Source organism: Acidianus brierleyi (assembly GCF_003201835.2).
Taxonomy (GTDB): domain Archaea; phylum Thermoproteota; class Thermoprotei_A; order Sulfolobales; family Sulfolobaceae; genus Aramenus; species Aramenus brierleyi.
In genome coordinates, this window is sequence record NZ_CP029289.2 from 673,490 (window position 1) to 696,070 (window position 22,581).

The following is a 22,581-nucleotide window of genomic DNA, read 5'->3' on the forward strand; positions in this document are numbered from 1 at the left end:
TGCAAGAAATCTCTAAATCAAAGAAAACATGGGAAAAACCAGAAATGATAGACGTGTCACAAAAAGTTATGGCACAACCCTTTATTAGATTCACGTAAAGGGATAAAGCTATGTTATTTTTTAATATTAAAAACAAAGTTAAATTAAGAAAAGAAAAAAATGGAACTGTAATGTTCGACATCGAGAACGAAAAGGTTTATACATTAAATCCAACTGCAGAAAAAATAATAAATAAGATTAAAGAAGGTAAATCCGCAGAAGAGATAATAAAGGATTTGAAAGAAGAATACCAAGATCCAGAAAATAAAATTGAAGAAGATGTAATGAATTTTATAAATAATTTAAGAGAGGCAGGAATTCTAATAGATGACAAAAAATGAAGTCAATTTCTAATTTTTCTATAGATGACCTAAATGTTCCTACTTATTGGATTTGGCAGTTAACTAATAGATGTAACTTAGAATGCATCCATTGTTTATGGGAATCAGGACCTAATGCCGCCTATCCTGATGAACTATCTCCTAAAGAATCCTTAGAACTATGCAAAAAAATCGTTAATATACAAATACCTTATACTACCCTTTCTGGTGGCGAACCTCTTCTTTATCCTGGTTTTTGGGATCTTTTTACTTGTTTTAGGAATAATGATATTGAGGTTAAGATTGAAACTAATGGTAATTTAATTTCAGAGAGTGTAGCAGATAGGATTGCAAGATTAGAACCTAGATCGGTACAAATAAGTATTGACGGTGCTACACAAAAAACTTACTCAACAATGAGACCAAGAGGAGTACTAGAAAAAGCACTAAACGCAATAAAATACCTTAACGAGAGAGGAATATATATGGAGGCGGTATTTGTACCAACAAGATTTAATTATAAGGAGTTCGAAGAGGTTGTCGAGATCTTACATTCTTTAGGAGTTAAGACTCTTTATACTGGAATTACTATGTATTTGGGTAGAGCCGTTAAGAACTGGAATATTGTGAATCCTACTAGCGAAGAGTACAAGTATGTGATAGATATTGCAAGAAGTAAAGCAAAGGAATATAAAGACATGAATATCGTATTTTATCCTTTTGGACTTATAGAAGAGTTAAAATTCAGACTTGAAAATCCTCCAGCCAGTCCGCTACTTCTATCCAACGGTAAAGTGAAACTACTTGGACCAATTCCGTATGTTGTTGCTGACGTTAGGAAGCATTCAATGGAGGAAATATGGGAGAGGTACAAGAAAGGATGGAGACATCCAAAGGTAAAAGAATGGGTAGAAGAAGTATCAAAAAACCCAGAAAAAGTGAAAATAACTACTCAACGCAGTAAATTCATAGATTTGTGGTGTGAATAAAATGTTTAGGAAAGTCATACAATTATTAAGATATAGATTTTTTCTCACTTCCGGACTTCTTCCGTATTTGCTAGGCTCTGCAATAGGATATCATGTAATGCGCAGTTTTAATGCAAGTAATTTTATTCTAGGTATTCTAGGTATTTTCATGTTACTGGGTACCGTAGAATCATTCAATGAATATTTTGATCCTGCAGATAGAGTATTCATGCTTGATAATGAAAAAAGTAAGCCACCTTTAAAATGGCTACTCTTTGGTATAGTCAGTCTAGTTATCGCAAGCTTAATTGCTCTTTACTTTACATTAACAATAGGTTATATTGTACTTTTGATCTCACTTTTGGGGGTCATATTAGCCGTGTTCTATGTAGGACCACCTCTAAGGTTAGCGTTTAGAGGATTTGGTGAATTAGCTATATTTTTAGCTTACGGACCTTTTATGACTCTTGGTGCTTTTCTATTACAAACGTACTCAATAAGCTTCACTCCAATAATTCCTTCAATTATAACTGGTATAGTTATAGTTTCTCTAGATCTAGCCAATGAAATTCCAGACTACTATCAGGATAAACTTTCTGGTAAAAATACAATTACTGTAAGAATAGGAGTAAATAATAGCAGAAAACTCATTTTCTACCTTATTTTGCTTTCCTTCATATTTTTAGTGCTGGGAGTAATACTATTCTCTATGCCGGAATTCAGTTTACTATACTTAGCATTACTCCCTATTATTATTAAATCAGTCCCGAAGAGAAATTATGAAGAGACAATGCAATACATTCCGCTAATAAAAACGTTAGCCGTAACGTACACCCTTGTCAACGTAATATTCATTGTATCATATATCCTATAACTATGCTCATATTGATATAACAAAGCATATTTATTTTACACCTAAGATAACTTATATTCATGAATATATTCGAATTAGATTCTCCGTTAATGTGGGCATGGCATCTAACAAATGAGTGTAATATGCTATGTATACACTGTCTCTGGCCATCCGGGCCAAGGATGAAGTTCCAAGAAGAATTATCAACTGCAGAGTCCCTAGATTTATGCAAGAAGATAGCGGATTTTGGAATTCCTTATGTGGCACTATCAGGAGGAGAACCTCTTCTTTATCCTAGTTTTTGGGAGGTAAGCAGGTGTATTTCAGATAATGCTATGCAACTAAAAATAGAAAGCAATGGACAATTCATAGATAAAAAAAATGCAGTCAGATTGTCTAAATTAAATCTTAAATCTGTACAAATAAGCATAGACGGTGCCTCGTCAAGGACGTTTTCATTAGTTAGACAAGGTGGTAGTTTTGAAAAGGCAGTTAGCGCTGTCAAATACTTGGTAGAAGAAGGAGTTGATGTTGAAATAGTATTTGTCCCCACACAATTAAATATAAACGAAATTGAAAAAACTATAGATTTAGCCTACTCTTTAGGAGCTAAAGCGTTTTTGACACAAAAAACTATGTACTTAGGCAGAGCAATTAGTAATTGGAAAAATATAGGACTAAATAATGAAGATTATGCATATATTTCCACTGTCATTAATAAAAAAATAAAGGAATATAAAAACATGAAGATCCTTTTTTATCCGTATGATTCAATTGAGGAATTACAGCACTATATTCAATATCCTCCAGCAAGCCCTCTTATGATGTCTAATGGCAAAGTAATTCTAACAACGTCAATTCCGTATGTTGTTGCTGACGTTAGGAAGCATTCAATGGAGGAAATATGGGAGAGGTACAAGAAAGGATGGAGACATCCAAAGGTAAAAGAATGGGTAGAAGAAGTATCAAAAAACCCAGAAAAACTATCCTTAGCACATAATTTCATAGATTTACTTAACTAATTAACAATGTTTAACGTTAGATAAGTAGCTATTATTATGAACATTTTTAAATATATCTATCTATTCATATTTTCTATGAAAAGACGGGATTTTATTATAGCTATAACTTCGTTAGCCTTAGCATCTATTGCAGGTGGGGTTATATATTTTGATAATGAAGGCAACAAGTACTGTGGAGAGGTTAAAATAATCGACTCTATGGGAAGGACTGTATACGTTCCTAAAGAAATCAATAAAGTAGTAGCATTAGGACCAGGTACGTTAGGGATGATAATTTATGCAGGAGGCTTAGATAAAATTTCTGGAATAGAACAAATAGAGCTTAGGAACATGTGGGGGCAAGATTGCTGGTTAGCATACCATGATAAGTTTAAAGGATTACCTATAGTAGGACAAGGAGGACCAAACGCAACTCCTGATCCTTCTGCAATACTGACAGCTAAACCACAAGTGATAATAGAAGATCAACTTTATGCCCAAGTTATGGATCCTAATCAACTACAAGAAGAAACAAAAATTCCAGTTATAGTCGTATACACTTTTTCTCCTAAACGTATTGGAGAACTTGGCCCTAACACGTTTAAATCTTCAATGTCATTGCTCGGAGAATTACTAGGAACAACAGATAGGACAAACGAATTGAACGAATACGTTAATAGCTTAGTGAATGACCTTAATAGCAGAACAAGTAATATTTCCTATAGGCCTTCGGTCTATGTAGGAGGATTGCCTTATAAAACTGGATCCGAAGGATTCCTAGGCACTGACGTCGATTTTGAAGTACTAAACTTAATTAATACGAAGAGCGTAGTCGATAACTTAGGATGGTCTCCAGGCTTTTATAATATAGATTTTAGTTACTTATTACGAACACAACCTGAATTTGTATTTATAGACGAAGGAAATCTTGAGACAGTCATTTCAGAATTTTCTCAAAATAAACAACAGTTTTGCTCGTTAAATGCTTTTAAAAACGGGAACGTATATGGGCTTTTACCGTATAGATGGTACCAGGTTAATGTAACTAACCAATTCCTATCCGCATATTACATTGGCAAAAATCTGTACCCAGATAATTTCACCGATGTAGATATTTTTTCATTAGCTAATGAAATTTATATAAAGTTCCTAGGAATTAACATTTACTCTAATTATTTAAAATATGCTCCTGGATATGTTAATATTTCAGGGAATTTCCAATGTTAAAAACTGAAATTATATTAAAACATAGAAAGAAGTTAATTTTTGTTCTAGTTTTCTTGCTTATTATCACATTTTTTGCTTACCTTAATTTAGGTTATTATCCTACAACACTTTCTGAAGTATCAGACTACTTAACTAACAAGATCCCATATGGTAGCCCTTTATCTGCTGTTCTAAGTTTAAGGCTCAGAAGATCACTTCTAGCAATATTTGCTGGTGCGCTCATGGGAGTTGGAGGAGCAGTATTACAAGGGACAATGAGAAATCCTTTAGCTTCACCATTCACTTTAGGTATACCTCAAGCTTCTGCATTAGGTGTTGCATTAGTACTTATAATTTCATCCAATCTCTCTTTCTTCTTATTGCAATCCCCATTTATCTTGCCTTTATTTGCGTTTTTAATGGCATTGCTTCAAGTTTTCTTTATAATATTACTATCTAGAGCTCTTGGAATGTCTTCTGGAGCATTAATATTATCTGCCATAGCTTTGAGCTTTGTTTATCAAGCTATCCTATCTCTGAGTGAGTATTTATTCCTTAACGATCTACAAGTAGATATAATTGTTTTCTGGACTTTCGGAGATCTTAGTAGGGCAGGATGGCAACAAGCTTATATAATAGGCATTTCTGCACTAATCCTATTACCTTTATTCTATTATTTTTCAATAGATCTAGATCTTATCATTTTAGGCGACGAGATAGCTGAATCCTCTGGGTTAAACGCCAAGAAATTCAGGCTAATTAGCACTTTGCTGGTTGCGTTAGCAGAGGCAGTGCCAACGTCTTTCATAGGCGTAATACCATTTCTAGGATTAGTGGCTCCGCATTTAGGAAGATTAATAGTAGGTGGAAGTCATAAATATCTGATACCTACATCCGCTCTAGTTGGTTCGGAATTGCTCCTCGTAGCAGATTTGCTAGGAAGGATTATAATAATGCCAATTACCATACCTGTTGGTATAATTTTATCATTCATAGGAACACCTATTCTTATAATCTTAGCGGTGGTGAGGATGGGTGGTAACGCTAAAAGTCTCCAACGTTAGCTTAAGTTACTCGAGTGTAAAAGTTCTCAACAATATAACTTTTTCTCTTGAAGAGAACTCTGTAGTATCTTTATTAGGTCCTAACGGGTCCGGGAAAACTACACTGCTAAAGACTATTGATGGGCTCTTAAGACCTAATAACGGGTCTGTATATGTCAATTGTAAGTTAGTACATAAGCTTAGTAGAAAAGATGTTGCGAAGGTCTTGGGTTATGTGCCACAAAAGTTGGAAGTTTCAGAACTTGCAGCGTTTGAGTTTGTGCTTACTGCTAGAAGGCCTTATGTGGATTTTGATTATTCTAAAGAGGATAAGAGAATTGCTCTCGATGCATTAAAAGAGGTTGGGATGTTACAATTTAAGGACAGATTGCTGACCGAGCTTAGCGGGGGACAGTTGCAAAAAATATACATTGCGAGAGCTTTAGCTTCTGGGGCAAATGTTCTGCTTTTCGATGAACCTACCTCAAATTTAGATCCAAAGGCTTCATCTGAAGCAATGAGATTATTAAAGAGAATAAGTCTGCTCTCAAATAAAACAATTATTATTTCTATACATGATCTAAGTTTGGCTTATAGATACTCTGATATTTCAATTTTTCTTAAGGATGGAAAAATTGTAGCGATAGGCAGGACGGACGAAGTGTTCAATGCAGATATAATAAAACTTGTATACGAAATTGATACAGAAGTAGATAAAAATAAGAAAATAGTTATCTTCTACTATTAATGTCCTAGAACTGTTGTCTTTTAATTTTATATTTATATAGAATCCCAGATATAATCCAAGTAATGGCAAAAGTTCCTATTATATAATATCCTATGGTTTCCCAATATACGTTATTTAAGGCAATAATTTGGTCCCAGAAGAATCCACTGAAGCCGAATTCACAAGCTATCAATCCCAGCAGTTCTATAGTGCCTATACCATAAGCTATGATTATAGAAATTAAGGTCATGGTTAAGTTATACCATATCTTTCCTAACGTGTTCCTAAACACCCAACCGTAGGCCATCCTCATGAATATCCCATCCGCTGTATCTACTAGCGTCATACCAAGCGTGAACAATATTGGCAAAACCAAAATAGTAGTTAGCGGTATGCTGGCAAAAGCTCCTGCCAAGGTAGCGGAAATCGCCAAGATAGCGACCTCGGTAGCAGTATCGAAGCCTAAGCCAAATAGAAACCCTATTATGTACATTTGCCACTGTTTAGTGACTATTTTAAAAAGTTTGCCAAAAAAATCTGTTCATAAAGCCTCTCTTTAATAATATCTCATTAAGCTTCTGATCGTCAATTGTTCTTTCCTTTTTTACAGTCTTATATATATTATAAAGTTCTAATACAACTAATAAATTCAAGAATCCTATTATATAGAGAAAACCTCCACTTATCAACGTACCGATTATGCTGCCTATATTTTCTATATTACTCAAATTGCTTACCACATATCTTGTGGCAACCATTAGCATAACACTTAAAAGGATTACGACTGTCGAGTGCCCAAGAGAGAAGAAAGTACCTATGAAAAATGGATTTTTACCTTCTTGCAATAGCTTTCTAGTAGTATTATCTATTGCCGCAAGATGGTCTGCATCTACGGCATGTCTTAGCCCAAATGTGTAGGCCAAAACTCCTAACGTTATAAACGTACCTACAATTTCTCCGTTATCAGTTTGTACTTTTATGCTCGTCTTAGGTAAGTTAAATAGAAAATAAAATAAACTGAAAGAGCTATATTTATTATGTAGAATAAAGCTATGAAGAACAGATTTTTATTACCTATAGATTTTAAAGGATTATTATTGCTTTTCATACCTTTCACCTTACTAATTCATACCAACGTAAATTTTTAAGCATTTCTAATAAGGAAACGCAATGCCAATACGTTAAATATTGTTAAATTTAACGTAATTTTACAGGGATATTAGAGCTAAGAGAGAAGAAAATAATTTAGATAAAGATTAACGTTAAGATTTCGAATGAAAGAAAATAAATGGAAGAAGATAATTGAGGCTTACGACATAATAGCCCCGGTATATGAGAGAGGAAATAAATTCGTTACATTGGGTAACATAGAAAAATGGAGAAAAGTAACGATAAAAATGCTACTACAAGATTGTAAGAATATGCATAAGGTTCTAGATGCAGGATCTGGACCAGGTAACATGACTAAGACGTTATTAAAATATAAGAATGCAAAAGTAGTGCTTCTAGATCAATCAGAAATTATGATAAAAGAGGCTAAATTACCAGTAGATAAAGTAATAGGAACATTTGAATATATGCCTTTTAGGGATAACTCTTTTGATACAGTAATAATGGGTTTTTCCTTTCATGCGTCTACAAATATGAGAATGACCGTAGAGGAATTGAAAAGAATTTCGAGATGCGTCGGGATAGTAAGTATAGGTAAACCTAAGAATATTATTAAAAGGAGTTTATTATACATTTATATGAAGTATTTTGTTCCATTTTTATCATTCTTATCTACAGGAGCTAAATATTATAAAGGGTATTCTAGAATATTTGATATATATACGAGTGTACCGAATAATAATGATGTAGAAAAAATTATATCAAGTGAATTCAAAGTAAAGAGATTTAAGGAAGTAGGATTAGGCTCTGTATATATCATCATTGGTACTAAGTAGATTTAACTAGAACTTTTAAGGTATTTCCCAGGGCATCTAAGTTACCTTCTTTTTCAACTAGATCACCATTTGAGAAATGAAACCTTACGATCCCATTACCGTTCTCTATTATTACCACAACGTCCTTATCTATACTATCTATAAGAGCTTGGTCTAAGATTTTATCCAATTCAGATTTTTGGATTTCTTTCTTTAATACAGTTTTCATTTCATAAATTTTTAATCCTTTAATAGATACGTTATTAAATACTTTCTCATTATGATCCTTCTCTTTACTGTAACACTTATTGTCTTCACAGTACTTTTTTATATCAGCATTTAAATTAATAGCAATAGTTTTATACGCCTCCTCCATTTCCTTTTTAGAAGTGCCTTCTAATGGACCATCATAAATGAATTCGGTCCTAACCTTAGTCATGTTTCCCGATGGTAAAACATAAGTCTTTAAAGCCATTTTAAATTTTGGCCAACCTAATGAGGTTATTATGAACTCACTCTCATTATTACTTATCACTCTAGTTAGCTTAGATTTTACAGTTTTAAACCAATGAAGGTAAAGTATCCACTCATCTGGTCCTATTTTTTCCATCTTTTTTGCAGGTTTAAAATACTTCACCCAGTTTTCAGGATTGCTTAAATATTCCATTAGCACACTTGGGCTCTCGTTGTATTCGAATTCGTAGCTTACATCTATCATTATAGATCACTATAAATGTGTATCCTTTTCTATTTAAACTTTTTAATTATCTATGATTCTTAGTTTAATATTGGATAATATTATTTTTTGCGAATTCTAATCTCATTAGTTCAATATTAATGCTATGAGATTTCTATTTTTAGAACAAATATAAAATAAGGTTTAATTAATTAAGTAATCTTATCGTAAGGAATATATAATCTTAAATACAATCTAATATTGTATGAAGAAGTTAGACTGTAGAATAGACGATTGCAGGGATATCTCAAATATAGTTTTTATATACGCAAACGAATTAGATTTTGGAGAATATTTAATAATAGATATACCTAGAGAATATATGGATATAATATTAAACATTTGTGAAGCAATGTGCCTAAAACCATTGTCGGTGAGACTTTGTAAAGATTATTGCTCAATATTAGTAATAAAAGAACCGTCTGTTGGTACAAAGTATTGTACTGAATAATTAGAGTCATAAAATATTCCCCTAGTGTAACCTATTTTTAACAGTCGTATAGCCTCCTCTTTATTATTTACAATTGCAGTGCTTCCTAAGTAGTTTATTTTTAAACCTTTAACAAACATAGGATGGAGCTGAGCTGAAGGACCTATTATCAAGTTTAATCTAGAGTTACTCGAATATTTAAGGATCTCATCAATACTTTCGTTTATTATAACTGCTCCGCTCATTATAACAGCATCAATTTGAGGAAGAATTCTTTTCTCAAGTGATTCAGACATGACTTTTCCGCATAATTTCTTATCAAATGTGTAAGCTAAAAAGTATTTATCTAACTCGTTTACAATAGGAGGCATATTTCCTATTATTGCTACCTTGCTAGCACTTATATCGTATAATTTCCTAATAATCCATTCAGTAGTATTATTTACTTGTTGAAAACGCAAAAGTTTTTGACTTAAAGAATTTATAGTTGCCAAAGCAAGTGATCTCTCTATCCAACTCTCAGACGTCACTAGTTCAATTTCTTCTTGAAGAGAAGGATAGAACTTCGGATTATTTCTTCTTTCAGCGATATCCGAAATTTCAAAAGAAGGCGTTATATTAAGCCCTATATATTTCTCTCCGTTCTCGTCTTCTGTAACTACTATAGTATAAAAATACCCTACCACTGCATCTACTATTTTTAGTGCTAACTCATTCTTTTGTAAATATTCAGTTACATTCCTTTTTATTATGTCGAGTATCACTTTAATAACCTCTCCTTAAGTCTTGATAAGGATTCTAATACTTTGGGCTTGAGCGCAACAACGTTAGCAAAAACTAACGTATATGTGTGCTCAAAATAAATGTGAAATAGTAACGCTCCAGTAAAATATAGTCCTGGAGGTCCTGCTGGGCCCATTAACTGTGCCAACGAATTTAGCTTAGGAAGTGAAAAAGCTAACATTAGTATTAACAAAAATATCATAATATAAACTATGTTTTTGTTTATTTTATTATAATAAAAAACAATTAGTGGAAGTAAAATCGCGAACGAAACAGAAGAGATGACTCCGCTTAATTCACCAGCGAAATTTCTTGGAGCAAAGAATATTTCTACTGTGCTGATCATATATATGACAAAAAGGATTATTGCACCTCTAATTATCTTACCGTATTTCTCTTTAGTAAATAAAGCATATAATTTATCGGGTGTCAAAGCACTTGTTAATGCAATTGTACCACCTAAAAATAAACCTCCTGGACCTGCAAATCTAACAAACAAAGGAGCAGGAAAGGGAACCAGAAAAGTGTGAATAAAACTGTATATTGTTATTAAACCTATTGCTCCATTAAATATCCTAAACAAGTATTTATAGTCCATGAGAAATATTTCTAATTATATATATTTAAAAGTACCGTCTTAGCAGTACCGAGATTCTTAGAATAAATTTCAACTTAATATGAATTTCTCCACTTCTTTCGCAGTATTCTTAGGATCTTCTGCCGGAACGTAATGCCCAACGCCCTTAAATTCAAGGCTTTTACACTTATTTATATATTTGCAAGTATCTTCAATCATCTTTTTTGAAACCAAAGGATCGTACTCACCTCTTATAATTAACACGTTTATTTCTCTTTCCAGTTTTTTAGTGTAATCAAAATTATTCCAGGCATAAAGATCCCATCTTAGCATCTCAAGACTATTTGTGCTCCTAATCCATGTTAGTTCTTCAACAAGCTTTCTATCAACATTAGGTCCTGCAAAACGCATTATCCTTTGAGGATCAGAATTACTCGCGTTTTCTATATCCTTTTCTGTAAAAGTACTACGTGTATTGATAGAACTGCTGATCATTATTATGTTTTCAGCATTTCCTCTCATTCCGACATCTAATGCTATATCTCCTCCCAATGACGTACCTAGCACGGAAAATTTAGTTAATCCAAGGTTTTTTATAAATTGAATTATGTAATCACCATAAAATTCCACTTTCGCACTTCCTTTTCCACTTAATTGAATCGGATCTACATCTGATTTCCCATGACCAGGTAAATCGACTATTATAGTAGTTATATCTCTTGTTATAAAATTCAATAATTTATGGTAAAATCTGTCATCAAAGCCAGAAGGATGAATCATAACTAATGGCTTTCCGTTACCAATTTTTTCATAATATATTTTTATGCCTTTCACCTCTGCGTATTTGCCCATTAATTCTTCTAGCATAGAATTAATGATAGAAACATGAATTTATGCTTTACATCGTTAGAATTATATATTATTACACATATTTCTATATATGGAACTTAGACCAATAGGAGTAGTTATAGGACCATCAGAAGGCGAAGTTAATAAGAACATGTGGAAGGGTGGAGTAAAAGGAATAATAAAGATTCATGAAGAATTTAAAGAAGGTCTATTAGGTATAGAAAATTTCTCTCATATAATAGTAGTCTCTTGGCTACATAAAATTACCGAAGATCAAAGGAAAATCCTTATTGTAAAACCTTTAAGAATGACGGATCTAGGTTTTAAGCTTAACGAATTACCTAGTCTAGGAGTTTTTGCGTTACATTCGCCCATAAGGCCAAATCCAATAGGGATAACAATAGTGAAGTTAATAGAAAGGAAAGATTGCTTACTTTATGTTGAAGGTCTGGATTTATACGATGGTACACCAATCTTAGATATCAAAGGCTATTATCCATATGTTTAAAAGACATAAAAATTCCGAAATGGAGCGAGAAATTACATAGAATTTTTTAATTTCAAAATTGATTATTAAACTATTATTAGTATCATCAGTCATCATGTTATGTGGATTCTGTGTATAGAACAACTCTGAATCATATATGGACTATAACTTCAATAATACCGATAGATTTTAACCAATTATCGTAATAATAATCCAATAATTTAATTAAATGATAAAAATTAACAGGAATATAGATGTATTAATTGAATAAACTAAAGTTTCTATGGAACTTAAAATCATTTTTTGAAGTTACTAAAAAACTCAGCAAAGAACAGCCAAGAATAATTATCGAGTACTCAAAAACGTTTTACAAATGTTCAAGTAAAAAGGACTTTAAGGTATTTCAGAATTATTGTAAAACATGCTTCGCTCTTTATATTAACGGGGATAAATAAGTTTAATGAAAAATATTTATATCAAAACATAAATTAGCCTTACTGTAAAATTTGTTATGCAAAATAAAGTTATAGATTCTCTAATCTCTTATGCTAAAGAAAACGATAATGAAGTAAAAAACGTAACAATGGGCAAAACATGGACGTGTGTCCTTTCAAGCTATTGTGGAGTTTCAATGACTTATAGCATCAATAATGAGGATCTAGATGTTAGAGATTTCGGTCATTTGGAGGAGAAAAATGTAGGTGAACTTTCGGAATATCTTAGATCGTGGAACCTTTTAGAGGCAAGTATAGGTTTAGCTTCAATAAATTCGATTATAGAGCCTAAAGGTAATGCTGAGGCTAATGGTCTTGATGTAGCTTTAGACTACGGAAAAGGAAAGAAAATAGTAATGATAGGTAAGTTTCCAGGAATACAGAAATTTAAATATGTTGCAAAGAAATTTATAGTTTTGGAACTTAATCCTTTTTTGATAAATCCTTCAGAAGGAATCTTGCCATCTACAGCTGCAGAGACAGTAATAGAGGATAGCCAAGTAGTGATAATAACCGCAACTGCGATCATTAATAAGTCGATAGACAGAATTTTAGAGCTGTCAAGAAAAGCGAAAGCTTACGTAATTCTTATTGGTCCAAGTACTCCTATGTTGGATTTAATGTTTGATTTTGGAGTTGACGTATTAGCTGGAATGAAAGTAAATAGACCTTATTCCTTTATAAATAAAATACGTCAAGGATGTGGAATGGTTAATCCAAGTAAGTTAGAGGGTGATATCTCATTTATTATAAGAACTCGATAAGACTTTATTAGTAACTTTTTTAGTAGTAAGAAATCTATCCGTATTGTTAAACACTAGATTCCTCATTAAAATTTTGTTTAAATTTATGTAAAGAAATTAAATTAGAATAGTTATAATAAATTTATGGAATATAAGGATTATAAGGTAATCTAACAAATATATTTTAATATTATTGAATAAATCATAAATAAAGAAATAATTAGAAAAAAATAAATAGCATTTTTCCAGAAAGATATTACGGTGTTTATATGAAAAATGAAAATAAGGGAGCTTATTCCCTGATAAAATTTTTAAGATTTTCATTAGCTTTTGCTGCGTTGCTGAACATAGCTGCACATCTTTATGCAGTTCCTGCAGCAACACCCATAGCGACTATGTATCTTGATAGCGAGGTAGCACTTTACATTTTTGTAGCAATGATATATACTTTCGGATTAAGAATGTGGTATTGGCCAGCATTATTATATTCAGTATTAAATATTTCGCTGTTTTTTATTTCGGGCATAACAGCAGTTCCAGGGGTAACTCCGCAGCCATTAGTTGGGCATATAGAATTTTTACAATATTCTTTTGGGAGAGCTGGATCAGTAATAGCCTGGTTATATTTAATAATAGTCGGGTACATAGCCATAAAATACGATAAAGGATCTAAAATAAACGACCTGCTAAAAGAAAGTTAAGTTGTAGTGATTATCTTATTTTCCTCTTTTTTTACACCTATAAATATATATACCGATCCAAGTGCTTTTACTTTGAATATCTTTAAATCCATATTTCTCCTTAGTATTTCTTTTAGTTGGGAATTTGTAGGTATTTTCCTATATATATAATAAATATATTTGTAGTCAAGTGGTTTTGCTCCAACTAGCGCGGCTAGATAAGGCTGAACGAATCTCAAATAGAATGCTACATAATTTCTTAAAAGGAAGTTATCAGACTTTCCCATTGCAATAACTCCAACAGCTTTTCTTGAGACTCTTACCATTTCTTTTACTACTTCTTCTATGTTATCTGCTGCATGTAAAGCAAAGCTGCTTACTACAGCATCAAATGCTCTATCTCTAAACGGAAGATTATAAAAAGATCCTAATACCTTATCTCCGTTGACCATACAAGTTTTTAGCATGTTTTCTGCGTAATCAAGCATTACAATATTTGCGTTCATTAATTTTGACACTACGTAAGATAATTCACCTTTACCGCTGGCAACGTCTAATATTCTCTTAGGTTTAGGACAGTATTCCTCAACTGTATCTATTAACTCAGCCCTCCATTTTACGTCTTGGAAAAAAGATATCATTGCATTTGCTCTATCGTAAAATTCTGGGATATCGTTATAAATTTCTCTGAGTTCCTCGTTTGTAGCTTTCCTCATAATAGGTTAAGACTTATTAATTTAATTTAAAAAAGTTCTTATTATATATTAATCTAATTCTATATTAACGGCGTTTAATTTATATTTTCACGATAATATTACTGATAACTATTTTTTATCATAAATTTTATAAAATATGATAATCCGATTATCTTTATTGAATCGCCAATGATAGCTATTTCAGGAATATTAATCAAGTAAAATGGAAGTCCTATAGTATATATTACTGCTCCATAGAAGAATAAGTATGCGGAAAATTTTTGTATATCCTTTATACTCAAGTAAATGGAAATTCCTGAAATTGGTTCTAAAATATAACCTAGAACTATTGTCTCTAATCCTAAGAATTTTCCTTCCATAAGTAGAACTAATCCTATAAATGTTATTAAGATAGCTATGGGCGGAAGATAGTTTATAAGGTAAGACGCTTTTAGAGAAGACTTTCTATATTCCACATATGCTGGAAATGCGAAAATCCACACTATCCACATTAATATTTTAGTTATATTATTGAATGCGAAATCCAATCCATATATCCCTAAGAGAAATAAGATTGAAAGTATGAAGAAAGCAGCTATCAAACTTATTATGTTACCTAAAATTAATGGTTTCATACTTATCTTATATATTCTTTTGAAATACTAATCTTTACGTTTTTCTTCTAATTTTATCCTTATATATTTTTAAAGAAAAAGTAAAAGAAGGTATAAAATCTATATTATAGTGACAATTTATTGTTAATGGATGAAAAATAATCAGTTTTATGAAAAATCTATAGGAAATCTTTTAAAAATAATCAATTCAAATAATTGTGATGTCTGAAAAAGTAAAAGTACGCTTTAAGGTAAGGAGATTTTTAAATGGTAAAAGTTGGTTGCAGGAATATGAAGCAGAGGTAGACAGATTTACTACAGTGGTTCAAGTATTAAGGCAAATAAAGGAAACACAAGATCCTACTTTATCTTTTAGAGCTTCTTGCCATATGGGAGTATGCGGAAGCTGTGGGATGAAAATAAATGGAAAACCTAAATTAGCGTGCAAGACAATAGTTTTGAAAGAAGCCAAAAACGGAGAAATAAAATTGGAACCATTAGATATGAAAGTAGTTAAAGATCTTATAGTGGATATGGATGAGTTTTACGTAAAGATGGAAAAAATAGATCCTAGATTAAGACCTGAGGAAAACGTCTTAAGCGGAGATAAAGAACACAGATTAAAACCAGAGGATCAAAGAGAGCTGTGGAGTTTTGAACAGTGCATATGGTGTGGCCTTTGTTACTCCGCATGTCCAGTTACTAAATATGATAAGAATTTTTTAGGTCCTGCAGCTTTAGCTAAAGCCTATAGATTTATCTCAGATCCAAGAGATACTGAAACAGAAAAAAGAATAGAGTGCGTAAATTCTCTAGACGGAATTTGGGCATGTAGAGTTGTTGGGTCATGCTCTGTAGTATGCCCTAGAGGAGTTGATCCTTCCTTGGCTATTCAAAAAACAAAAATGTTGGTGTTAAGAAATGAAAGAGTGGTTTGAATTCGGTTGGAATTTTGAAAGATATCTTTCTCTATTGCAAATAATAACAGGTTGGATAATTTTAGCGTATCTTATTTTCCATGTTATATATGCTAATAGATTAGCTCATGGAGTTACTATTAATGACACCTTCCTAATGCCTATTCTAGTCATCTTTGGTATAGTTTTGACTTTTCATATTTCTAATGGTATAAGAATACTATTGATTGAATATGGATATTTGACTCCAAGAGGCCACATTAATGAGAATTGGCTTAGATATAAGAAACATAGAAATTATGAAATGATAATGATGATAGTATTGGCTGTGTCCTTATTTATTTCCTTTTGGGCGATCTACAAATGAATGAGGCTAAATTAAGATTCTGGTTCTATGTTGCTGGAATTCTCACTGCTATATTCTTGGCAGTTCATCTTAGTATGCTTTTCATTACACCTCTAAATTTTGTAGAGAGAACCTCAACTACTACTGTAGATTATTATCTAAGAAATTATTTCTATGATACCGCTCTTAGTCTCTTGCTAATATTCGCCTTTATCCACGCAACTTTAGGAGTCAGGAGAACATTACACGATTACGGTATAAAAAACACTAAAGGAGTAGTAATAACAATGTTTGCCATACTCTTTATTCTTCTATATTTTCTATTTACTTCATTTGTGTAAAACTTATTCCTACTAAAATCCATGCTATTAGTGAAAGAACTAGTCCTGCAGATCCTATTACTACAGTGAACAGCATCAAACCAGATATTCCTATAAGATAAGCAGATATGGAAAATGTTCTTATTTCGCTTAGAGCTGTTATAGAATTGAATGTTTTTATAAAATATACTGCGGATGATATGTAGAATATTCCAGATAGAATATACGTGTAAACTAGTAACGCTAATGAATAAAGAGAAAAAGATGGAATTAATACGAAGAAAACTTTTAGACCAAAAGCCATGAACATGCCTATCGAAAGAACTAACATTGAGGCATAAAATAAGCCATCTGCTAGAACAAAATATTTCATTAATTTTTTCTCCTTATACTCTTTATATACAATGTTTATAGAAAGATAAAGTAAGATCGCTCCTAAAGTAGATGTTATTATTCCAAAAATATTTAAAAATGGAGTTATAGCAAAAAATAAAGAACCTAAAATTCCAAAGGATTTATGATCCATATATTAAATGAAAGTTCTATAGAATAAAAATATTCCTTTTCAATATAAGTAAACATTTATAAGGTATTATTTAGAAAACATTTTTATGATTTGAATATAGATGAGTTTATGGATTATTGCCAAGCACTAAAAGAAGTTCTTAAACATAATATTATTTGGTTAGAGGCTCAATCATGTTCTGGAGAAACAATAATGATGTTAAAAGAAGGATGTGAAGGTGTTGATGATCTATTTTTCCATTCTTCACCTGTGAAATTGATATCAATGATTTCAGAGGAGAAATCTGGTCCAGATATGATGAAAGATATTTTGAATTCAGATAATTATCTTCTTGTTGTAGAGGGAGCAATACCTAAAGACGATAAACTGTGTAATTTTGGTGGAATGACCTGTAGCGAAATCCTAAAGAAACTTTCTGAAAAAGCTATAGGTATTGTTGCAGTAGGCTCTTGTGCGGTAAATGGTGGAATAATTAGGGAAGTTGGAGGACTTGGAGTAGGTGAAGTTTTAAAAAAGAAAGTTTATGAAGTACCTGGTTGTCCTGCATCTGACAAGACAATGGTAGCAATGCTTTATTCTGTACTACAAGGTGGAAAATAAATTGGTAGATCTTTCCTTAGATCCTATAAGTAGAATAGAAGGTCATTTAGGGATTCACGTTAAAGTAGAGAATGGAGAATATACAGATTCTAAAGTAGAAGTCTCAATGTTTAGAGGTTTTGAAAACTTACTTAAAGGAAAAGAATTGCATTTAGCACCTAATATAACGGCTAAAATTTGTGGAGTTTGCGGAGCAACTCATACTTTAGTTTCTACTGAGGCATTGGAAATGGCTTCAGGGTTATATCCTTCAGAAAGAGCTATAGCTTTTAGAAACGTGGCTTATTCTTTAGCGGACATTATGTATAATAATGTGACTGTCACATATTTATTCCAGTCTATTGATTACTCTACTGAAATAGTTGGAAAACAAACTCCAAAAGAATATGAAAGGGCTAAGAATACACCTTGTAAATTTAAAGACGTTCATGGTTTTTCTAAAATTTCTGATATATTAGATAACTTATATTTCGGTAAGAGTATATACAGGGAAGCTTTCAAACTTCAAACAAACCTAAGAGATTTAGCTACTGCAATCTGGTTAAGATATCCGCAACCTCTTAGTATGAAAGCTGGTTCAATAACAGTAAGAGATCCTTCAATTATAGATAAAGTAAAAAAATTCATGAAAGAGGATAAAACTATAGACAAATTGTTTTACATAATGGCTGACCTTAGAGATTTTATAGATTATTATAATAATATTGATGAGGATTTCGTAACATATGGCTTACTAGAAGGGGGAGAATATAACGCCGATTATGAGGAAATGGATAGTTGGGCAGAAGAAAGACTTTTTCCACCAGCCTTAATAAGAAAAGGTGAAGTTATAGAAACTAATTTGAGCAAGATCCTTCTTGGAGTACGCGTATATATAGGAGGGACACCGTACGAAAAATGGGATAGAGAATATGATAAAGACGAACTAGGTAATGAAATAGATGAGAAACATCCATGGAATAAAGAAACTAAAATAAAATCATTGATAAATACCAACTTTGTGCCTACTGTAAAACAATTTCATGGAGAAGAATTTATGCCTACAACTGGAGATATAGCTAGGCTGTACTCTATGAGGCTTAGAAGAGGAAAAATATCCGCATTAAATTATGAGTGGGAACCTAGAGGTAATAATGTTATTGAAAGAACTTTTGCAAGAATTTTTACTGTAGCGTTTTTAAAGGAATTTCTAGAAAATGTAGAAGTTCCACAAGGTTCTTTAGATCCAATTAGTGGAAAGAAAGCATATGTAATGGCTGTTGGGGCTCATGATGCTCCAAGAGGCGCTAATGCACATTGGTTGATAAGGGACGAAAATAAAATAAAGAGATATCAAATAATAACTCCGAGTGATAGGAATTTTAGTCCATTAGGCGGACCAGTAGAAAGGTCAATAATTCATCAAAAAGTAACTGAAGAAACAATAACAGGGTTGGACGCATTAAGGATAGTTAGAAGTTTTGATCCATGCTCTGCATGTGCTGTTCATCTAGAATATAAGGATTCAAAATTAATGATTCCAGTCTGAGATTACGCTTTTTCCTAACCACGTCCATTTTTGAACATAACGTGTAAGAGCCTTAAAACCAAATCCTGCCTTAATTAACTTGGAGACTTTTTCTATATCCACTATTTTTGATCCTCCTAGAACATTTATGTTAAGCTCGTCTGCTATACAAGGGAAAAAGCTACTTGTAGGTCCTATCATAACTTTATATGAATTATTTTTTAATATAGGTAAAATCTCAGGATAGACTAATGACGCTCCTGTTATTACAAATGCGTCGTATTTATTGACATCTATAGGTAATTGATATCCATATTTAACCTTAATACCTTCTTTCATAGCATCACGTAAATGATCTCTATCAAATTCATAAACCGTTACCTCAGATCCCTTGTCTATCAGTTTTTTAACTTCTTTCTCTAAGTATCCAATAACAGCAATATTCCCAGAAGGTATTAGCTTAGTTATATCCGCGTTCCATAGAACTTTATCCTTATTATCTTCAAGCCATAAAGAAGAAGCCGCATTGATTGCAGCTAATGCTATACTGCTTAAAGTAGGGTGAGACCAAACTAAACATACTAGGTCTTCAATAGTCTTATCTTCTAGAATTAAGGAAGAATCTGGAGGTTCAAGTAATGGATTAAAAGCTATTCCTAAACTTTCTTCTGTCATTACGTAAGTAAATTTTCTTCCTAAGACGATCTCTTTGACTTTTAAATTATATTTTTTATTTTTTCTTATGGCACGTAGAAAGATTCTCGATAATAAGTTATCTTCTCCCTTCTTAGCTTCACAATACATAAATATAAAATACTAAAACTAAATTTAAGAATTTCTGAAAAGAACTACTTTTTATAACGATACTGTTTCTTGAACTTTTTCATTACCAACCTTGTAGATTACTGTAACCTCAGATACGTCAGGAAAATGTATAGGCATTTCATAAAATCCTATAATTTCTTGATTTATTGGAATTTTCTGTGTTACATATTTTACTGCACTGCCATCTTCTATCGTTGATACATGCACTCTATACTTAATGATAACATCCAATAATTTTAACGGTGTATCCGAAAGATTACTTATTTCTAACCTACTATCCTTTACTCTTACCTTTACTTTCATAATTATAAATTCTCTTGGAAGATTATAAAGATTCTCTTTAATTAAATGAAACTTTAACATATGATACTGAGGGGCTAAATGGCCTTCCATTGCATAAACAGAATTTTCCTCCTAATTCGTATAGATTTAACCTAAGTGATTGAATAAATGCCATAGATCCCTCTAAACCTATTGCAAGTAAATTACCAACAATGATAATTGTTAATGATGAAGGATTTACAAGAATTGCATTGGTATTTAATGTATTTGCGGACATAAGCGCAAAATATGAAAAGGCATATAATAAGAAATAATGTGCCATACCTAATACTAGCAACCTTATAAATGATATTGTGTTAGACATTAAGAGTAATAAAGGTTCAAAGACTCCTTCCATAAATGCTTCAGATGCAGAACTTCGTTTTCTCTTAGTTCTTGTTAATATATGGAAATGCGCATACCCCGAATATAACAGTCCGAAAATTACTAAAAGTACTGATATAAACGAAATAAAATTTTGAGGAGATTGAAACGGATTATTTGGGAAATGAAGAATTACATAAAGAAGAGAAGATAAGATTGATATCGTTTCACCAAAGTAATTTCTTGGATCTGTAAAACCGTATAAAAATAAAATCACAATTGAAGAATATATAATAAAAATTGGTATATTTTCCAATAATACGGCTCTTATTCCGCTTTTATGTAGAGTATTATATATGCCTAAGCTGTTGCCTGTTAACATAAAAAGTATTCCTATTAAAATTGCTATTATCATAGTGTCAATTAAGCCAAACACTGGTTCAGAATAATTTCCAAACGGTATAATGAAAGATAATTTACTAGCTATGCTAGGAGAAATAGGCCATACATAATACAGAGGACCTACTGTAGTCTGAGGGACTGATGGTAAAAGTTCTCTTGTACCTTCAATTAGTAACGGGCCAAAGAATTCTCTTATGAACATACCTATAATAATTGAAAGAAAGCTCGATATACCAAGAACTTCTGAAATCTGAGCTAATTGATCATTATTTTTCCTTTTAGAATATCTGTATAAAAATATAGAGAATATGAGAACAATAATGCCGTCTCCAGAATCGGGAAACATTAATGCGAAAAATATTGGAAAAGTAAAAGCAAAAAGGACAGTAGGATTTATTTCCCAATAAGACGGTGTACCATAAATTCCTGCTATTATTTCAAAGGGCTTTAGTACTCTTGGAAGTGAGAAAGCCGTAGGTGGTTCTTCCTTCATTTCATATTTACTAGGCTTTTCTCTTTCGATTAACACCTTATGTGGATATTTTTTGTTAAATATTTCAATTAATTTAGGTATAGATTTACTTCGTATATATCCTTCTAGAAAGAAGAAATATTCACTACGTCTAGCTTTACTCATTATTTTAAAATAGTTTTCCATTGTAAGCAATTTATTATAAAGACTTATTATGCTAATCTCTACATCTTTTCTTATATTTTTTAGATAATTACTAATTTCCTTTTCTTCTGATAAAATTTTATCTAAATAAACTAGTTTTTCTTCTACTCTGTTTTCTTCCAATTCTTCGTAGGTTTTTATAATTTCCTCCTTAAGTTCTCTTTCTTGTGAGATTTTTTCATAAACATTTTTTACATATTTTTCACTCTCATCAAAAATTTCCTTTAACACATTCTCTAAGCTAGAGAAGATTATTTCACCGCATTTCTTATACGGAATTCCGTAGAAATCTATTATTTCTTTAATTTTAAATGTGTAATCATGAACTATACCTAGGTATTCGTCAGTATGCTCAATTCTAGGAAAAGTAGAAGAGTAGACTGGATCTTCTGGTTGAAAATCACCAAATACTAAAATATCCATTATCATTTTTTCTGAAGAATCAATATTGCTCAATATAAATACTCTTTCCATATCGTCAGGAAATATTAGTCCCATTCAGAATATCTTTATTTTTAGAGAATATAAGTATTATGTTAAACTAATTTCATTTTAATAATCATTAATAATTTACTATCTATATTTTCGATCATTATACTTATTTTAATGTCTATAATATTCCACATTATATAATGAAGAAACATATT

At 31.7% G+C, this 22,581-nt stretch carries 27 protein-coding genes and 1 pseudogene; 17 read left to right on the forward strand and 11 right to left on the reverse strand.

What is annotated here, in order from left to right; translation table 11 throughout:
- Nucleotides 1-110: 110 nt before the first annotated feature.
- The 7 genes from DFR85_RS19295 (at nt 111) to DFR85_RS19325 (ending at nt 6,178) form a co-directional block, all read left to right on the forward strand.
- Nucleotides 111-380 carry a PqqD family protein gene (locus DFR85_RS19295; RefSeq protein WP_110269694.1) on the forward strand — a complete coding sequence of 90 codons (270 nt, stop codon included), beginning with the start codon at nt 111-113 and terminating at the stop codon, nt 378-380.
- On the forward strand, nt 377-1,348 hold the full coding sequence (locus DFR85_RS19300; RefSeq protein WP_110269695.1) for a radical SAM protein: 972 nt from the start codon (nt 377-379) through the stop codon (nt 1,346-1,348). Before DFR85_RS19295 ends, DFR85_RS19300 begins: the two co-directional genes overlap by 4 nt.
- 1 nt (nt 1,349) lies before the next feature.
- Nucleotides 1,350-2,201 (forward strand): prenyltransferase, encoded by an 852-nt coding sequence (locus DFR85_RS19305; protein ID WP_162582618.1) that lies wholly within the window; start codon nt 1,350-1,352, stop codon nt 2,199-2,201.
- Nucleotides 2,202-2,290: 89 nt separating this feature from the next.
- Nucleotides 2,291-3,202 carry a radical SAM protein gene (locus DFR85_RS19310; protein ID WP_281351085.1) on the forward strand — a complete coding sequence of 304 codons (912 nt, stop codon included), beginning with the start codon at nt 2,291-2,293 and terminating at the stop codon, nt 3,200-3,202.
- A 75-nt stretch (nt 3,203-3,277) separates the two neighbouring features.
- A complete protein-coding gene (locus DFR85_RS19315; protein WP_162582620.1) occupies nt 3,278-4,408 on the forward strand; it encodes an ABC transporter substrate-binding protein in 1,131 nt (376 codons plus the stop codon).
- Nucleotides 4,402-5,451, forward strand: coding sequence for a FecCD family ABC transporter permease (locus DFR85_RS19320; RefSeq protein WP_110269699.1), 1,050 nt, complete (start codon nt 4,402-4,404; stop codon nt 5,449-5,451). Before DFR85_RS19315 ends, DFR85_RS19320 begins: the two co-directional genes overlap by 7 nt.
- The gene (locus DFR85_RS19325) at nt 5,423-6,178 is read left to right on the forward strand and encodes an ABC transporter ATP-binding protein (protein ID WP_110269700.1); all 756 of its coding nucleotides are present in this window, start codon (nt 5,423-5,425) and stop codon (nt 6,176-6,178) included. The genes DFR85_RS19320 and DFR85_RS19325 overlap by 29 nt, the downstream gene beginning before the upstream one ends.
- 4 nt (nt 6,179-6,182) lie before the next feature.
- Here DFR85_RS19325 and DFR85_RS19330 read toward each other — a convergent pair.
- Nucleotides 6,183-7,265: pseudogene (locus tag DFR85_RS19330) on the reverse strand (HoxN/HupN/NixA family nickel/cobalt transporter).
- Between the two features lie 166 nt (nt 7,266-7,431).
- Between DFR85_RS19330 and DFR85_RS19335 the strand changes: the two are divergent.
- Nucleotides 7,432-8,103 (forward strand): class I SAM-dependent methyltransferase, encoded by a 672-nt coding sequence (locus DFR85_RS19335; RefSeq protein ID WP_110269701.1) that lies wholly within the window; start codon nt 7,432-7,434, stop codon nt 8,101-8,103.
- Here DFR85_RS19335 and DFR85_RS19340 read toward each other — a convergent pair.
- Nucleotides 8,096-8,800 (reverse strand): SRPBCC family protein, encoded by a 705-nt coding sequence (locus DFR85_RS19340; protein ID WP_110269702.1) that lies wholly within the window; start codon nt 8,798-8,800, stop codon nt 8,096-8,098. The two genes, DFR85_RS19335 and DFR85_RS19340, sit on opposite strands and share 8 nt — an antisense overlap.
- 223 nt (nt 8,801-9,023) lie before the next feature.
- On the opposite strand from DFR85_RS19340, the gene DFR85_RS19345 reads away from it, so the two are divergent.
- On the forward strand, nt 9,024-9,269 hold the full coding sequence (locus DFR85_RS19345) for a hypothetical protein (protein WP_162582622.1): 246 nt from the start codon (nt 9,024-9,026) through the stop codon (nt 9,267-9,269).
- Here the strand turns inward: DFR85_RS19345 and DFR85_RS19350 are convergent.
- The 3 genes from DFR85_RS19350 to DFR85_RS19360 form a co-directional block, all read right to left on the reverse strand.
- The gene (locus DFR85_RS19350; protein WP_110269703.1) at nt 9,209-10,012 is read right to left on the reverse strand and encodes a Rossmann-like domain-containing protein; all 804 of its coding nucleotides are present in this window, start codon (nt 10,010-10,012) and stop codon (nt 9,209-9,211) included. The two genes, DFR85_RS19345 and DFR85_RS19350, sit on opposite strands and share 61 nt — an antisense overlap.
- Nucleotides 10,009-10,629, reverse strand: coding sequence for a hypothetical protein (locus tag DFR85_RS19355; RefSeq protein ID WP_110269704.1), 621 nt, complete (start codon nt 10,627-10,629; stop codon nt 10,009-10,011). The genes DFR85_RS19350 and DFR85_RS19355 overlap by 4 nt, the downstream gene beginning before the upstream one ends.
- A gap of 69 nt (nt 10,630-10,698) precedes the next feature.
- The gene (locus DFR85_RS19360; RefSeq protein WP_110269705.1) at nt 10,699-11,475 is read right to left on the reverse strand and encodes an alpha/beta fold hydrolase; all 777 of its coding nucleotides are present in this window, start codon (nt 11,473-11,475) and stop codon (nt 10,699-10,701) included.
- A 73-nt stretch (nt 11,476-11,548) separates the two neighbouring features.
- Here DFR85_RS19360 and tsaA point away from each other — a divergent pair, with 73 nt between their 5' ends.
- The 3 genes from tsaA to DFR85_RS19375 all read left to right on the forward strand — a co-directional run bounded on the left by tsaA (nt 11,549) and on the right by DFR85_RS19375 (nt 13,882).
- Complete coding sequence (tsaA, locus tag DFR85_RS19365) at nt 11,549-11,965, forward strand: tRNA (N6-threonylcarbamoyladenosine(37)-N6)-methyltransferase TrmO (protein WP_210433934.1); 417 nt, start codon at nt 11,549-11,551, stop codon at nt 11,963-11,965.
- Between the two features lie 490 nt (nt 11,966-12,455).
- Complete coding sequence (locus tag DFR85_RS19370) at nt 12,456-13,202, forward strand: DUF364 domain-containing protein (protein ID WP_110269706.1); 747 nt, start codon at nt 12,456-12,458, stop codon at nt 13,200-13,202.
- 248 nt (nt 13,203-13,450) lie between these two features.
- The gene (locus DFR85_RS19375; protein ID WP_110269707.1) at nt 13,451-13,882 is read left to right on the forward strand and encodes a hypothetical protein; all 432 of its coding nucleotides are present in this window, start codon (nt 13,451-13,453) and stop codon (nt 13,880-13,882) included.
- Here DFR85_RS19375 and DFR85_RS19380 read toward each other — a convergent pair.
- Nucleotides 13,879-14,577: a class I SAM-dependent methyltransferase gene (locus DFR85_RS19380; RefSeq protein ID WP_110269708.1), complete on the reverse strand. Its 699-nt coding sequence runs from the start codon at nt 14,575-14,577 to the stop codon at nt 13,879-13,881. The two genes, DFR85_RS19375 and DFR85_RS19380, sit on opposite strands and share 4 nt — an antisense overlap.
- 98 nt (nt 14,578-14,675) lie before the next feature.
- Complete coding sequence (locus DFR85_RS19385) at nt 14,676-15,191, reverse strand: hypothetical protein (RefSeq protein ID WP_246252992.1); 516 nt, start codon at nt 15,189-15,191, stop codon at nt 14,676-14,678.
- A 200-nt stretch (nt 15,192-15,391) separates the two neighbouring features.
- On the opposite strand from DFR85_RS19385, the gene sdhB reads away from it, so the two are divergent.
- From sdhB to DFR85_RS19400, 3 genes are read left to right on the forward strand one after another with little or no spacing between them, the layout of a single operon-like run.
- The gene (gene sdhB, locus DFR85_RS19390) at nt 15,392-16,108 is read left to right on the forward strand and encodes a succinate dehydrogenase iron-sulfur subunit (protein WP_110269710.1); all 717 of its coding nucleotides are present in this window, start codon (nt 15,392-15,394) and stop codon (nt 16,106-16,108) included.
- Nucleotides 16,092-16,454 (forward strand): succinate dehydrogenase/fumarate reductase transmembrane subunit, encoded by a 363-nt coding sequence (locus DFR85_RS19395; RefSeq protein WP_110269711.1) that lies wholly within the window; start codon nt 16,092-16,094, stop codon nt 16,452-16,454. Before sdhB ends, DFR85_RS19395 begins: the two co-directional genes overlap by 17 nt.
- The gene (locus tag DFR85_RS19400; protein WP_110269712.1) at nt 16,451-16,774 is read left to right on the forward strand and encodes a hypothetical protein; all 324 of its coding nucleotides are present in this window, start codon (nt 16,451-16,453) and stop codon (nt 16,772-16,774) included. Before DFR85_RS19395 ends, DFR85_RS19400 begins: the two co-directional genes overlap by 4 nt.
- Here DFR85_RS19400 and DFR85_RS19405 read toward each other — a convergent pair.
- The gene (locus DFR85_RS19405; protein ID WP_110269713.1) at nt 16,758-17,279 is read right to left on the reverse strand and encodes a DUF996 domain-containing protein; all 522 of its coding nucleotides are present in this window, start codon (nt 17,277-17,279) and stop codon (nt 16,758-16,760) included. The two genes, DFR85_RS19400 and DFR85_RS19405, sit on opposite strands and share 17 nt — an antisense overlap.
- A 108-nt stretch (nt 17,280-17,387) precedes the next feature.
- On the opposite strand from DFR85_RS19405, the gene DFR85_RS19410 reads away from it, so the two are divergent.
- Complete coding sequence (locus tag DFR85_RS19410; protein WP_110269714.1) at nt 17,388-17,879, forward strand: NADH-quinone oxidoreductase subunit B family protein; 492 nt, start codon at nt 17,388-17,390, stop codon at nt 17,877-17,879.
- A 1-nt stretch (nt 17,880) separates the two neighbouring features.
- Nucleotides 17,881-19,407 carry a nickel-dependent hydrogenase large subunit gene (locus DFR85_RS19415; RefSeq protein WP_110271773.1) on the forward strand — a complete coding sequence of 509 codons (1,527 nt, stop codon included), beginning with the start codon at nt 17,881-17,883 and terminating at the stop codon, nt 19,405-19,407.
- Here the strand turns inward: DFR85_RS19415 and DFR85_RS19420 are convergent.
- From DFR85_RS19420 to DFR85_RS19430, 3 genes are read right to left on the reverse strand one after another with little or no spacing between them, the layout of a single operon-like run.
- Nucleotides 19,390-20,190 (reverse strand): Rossmann-like domain-containing protein, encoded by an 801-nt coding sequence (locus DFR85_RS19420; protein WP_110269715.1) that lies wholly within the window; start codon nt 20,188-20,190, stop codon nt 19,390-19,392. The genes DFR85_RS19415 and DFR85_RS19420 overlap by 18 nt on opposite strands.
- A gap of 51 nt (nt 20,191-20,241) precedes the next feature.
- The gene (locus tag DFR85_RS19425; protein ID WP_162582624.1) at nt 20,242-20,514 is read right to left on the reverse strand and encodes a hypothetical protein; all 273 of its coding nucleotides are present in this window, start codon (nt 20,512-20,514) and stop codon (nt 20,242-20,244) included.
- Nucleotides 20,515-20,551: 37 nt separating this feature from the next.
- Nucleotides 20,552-22,432 carry a V-type ATPase 116kDa subunit family protein gene (locus DFR85_RS19430; RefSeq protein WP_110269717.1) on the reverse strand — a complete coding sequence of 627 codons (1,881 nt, stop codon included), beginning with the start codon at nt 22,430-22,432 and terminating at the stop codon, nt 20,552-20,554.
- Between the last annotated feature and the right edge of the window lie 149 nt (nt 22,433-22,581).

Coding starts and splice junctions, on each gene's coding strand:
- DFR85_RS19295 (WP_110269694.1), top strand. CDS start 111: ATGTTATTTTTTAATATTAAAAACAAAGTTAAATTAAGAAAAGAAAAA.
- DFR85_RS19300 (WP_110269695.1), top strand. CDS start 377: ATGAAGTCAATTTCTAATTTTTCTATAGATGACCTAAATGTTCCTACT.
- DFR85_RS19305 (WP_162582618.1), top strand. CDS start 1,350: ATGTTTAGGAAAGTCATACAATTATTAAGATATAGATTTTTTCTCACT.
- DFR85_RS19310 (WP_281351085.1), top strand. CDS start 2,291: ATGTGGGCATGGCATCTAACAAATGAGTGTAATATGCTATGTATACAC.
- DFR85_RS19315 (WP_162582620.1), top strand. CDS start 3,278: ATGAAAAGACGGGATTTTATTATAGCTATAACTTCGTTAGCCTTAGCA.
- DFR85_RS19320 (WP_110269699.1), top strand. CDS start 4,402: ATGTTAAAAACTGAAATTATATTAAAACATAGAAAGAAGTTAATTTTT.
- DFR85_RS19335 (WP_110269701.1), top strand. CDS start 7,432: ATGAAAGAAAATAAATGGAAGAAGATAATTGAGGCTTACGACATAATA.
- DFR85_RS19340 (WP_110269702.1), bottom strand. CDS start 8,800: ATGATAGATGTAAGCTACGAATTCGAATACAACGAGAGCCCAAGTGTG.
- DFR85_RS19345 (WP_162582622.1), top strand. CDS start 9,024: ATGAAGAAGTTAGACTGTAGAATAGACGATTGCAGGGATATCTCAAAT.
- DFR85_RS19355 (WP_110269704.1), bottom strand. CDS start 10,629: ATGGACTATAAATACTTGTTTAGGATATTTAATGGAGCAATAGGTTTA.
- DFR85_RS19360 (WP_110269705.1), bottom strand. CDS start 11,475: ATGCTAGAAGAATTAATGGGCAAATACGCAGAGGTGAAAGGCATAAAA.
- tsaA (WP_210433934.1), top strand. CDS start 11,549: ATGGAACTTAGACCAATAGGAGTAGTTATAGGACCATCAGAAGGCGAA.
- DFR85_RS19370 (WP_110269706.1), top strand. CDS start 12,456: ATGCAAAATAAAGTTATAGATTCTCTAATCTCTTATGCTAAAGAAAAC.
- DFR85_RS19375 (WP_110269707.1), top strand. CDS start 13,451: ATGAAAAATGAAAATAAGGGAGCTTATTCCCTGATAAAATTTTTAAGA.
- DFR85_RS19380 (WP_110269708.1), bottom strand. CDS start 14,577: ATGAGGAAAGCTACAAACGAGGAACTCAGAGAAATTTATAACGATATC.
- DFR85_RS19385 (WP_246252992.1), bottom strand. CDS start 15,191: ATGAAACCATTAATTTTAGGTAACATAATAAGTTTGATAGCTGCTTTC.
- sdhB (WP_110269710.1), top strand. CDS start 15,392: ATGTCTGAAAAAGTAAAAGTACGCTTTAAGGTAAGGAGATTTTTAAAT.
- DFR85_RS19395 (WP_110269711.1), top strand. CDS start 16,092: ATGAAAGAGTGGTTTGAATTCGGTTGGAATTTTGAAAGATATCTTTCT.
- DFR85_RS19400 (WP_110269712.1), top strand. CDS start 16,451: ATGAATGAGGCTAAATTAAGATTCTGGTTCTATGTTGCTGGAATTCTC.
- DFR85_RS19405 (WP_110269713.1), bottom strand. CDS start 17,279: ATGGATCATAAATCCTTTGGAATTTTAGGTTCTTTATTTTTTGCTATA.
- DFR85_RS19410 (WP_110269714.1), top strand. CDS start 17,388: ATGGATTATTGCCAAGCACTAAAAGAAGTTCTTAAACATAATATTATT.
- DFR85_RS19420 (WP_110269715.1), bottom strand. CDS start 20,190: ATGTATTGTGAAGCTAAGAAGGGAGAAGATAACTTATTATCGAGAATC.
- DFR85_RS19425 (WP_162582624.1), bottom strand. CDS start 20,514: ATGAAAGTAAAGGTAAGAGTAAAGGATAGTAGGTTAGAAATAAGTAAT.
- DFR85_RS19430 (WP_110269717.1), bottom strand. CDS start 22,432: ATGGGACTAATATTTCCTGACGATATGGAAAGAGTATTTATATTGAGC.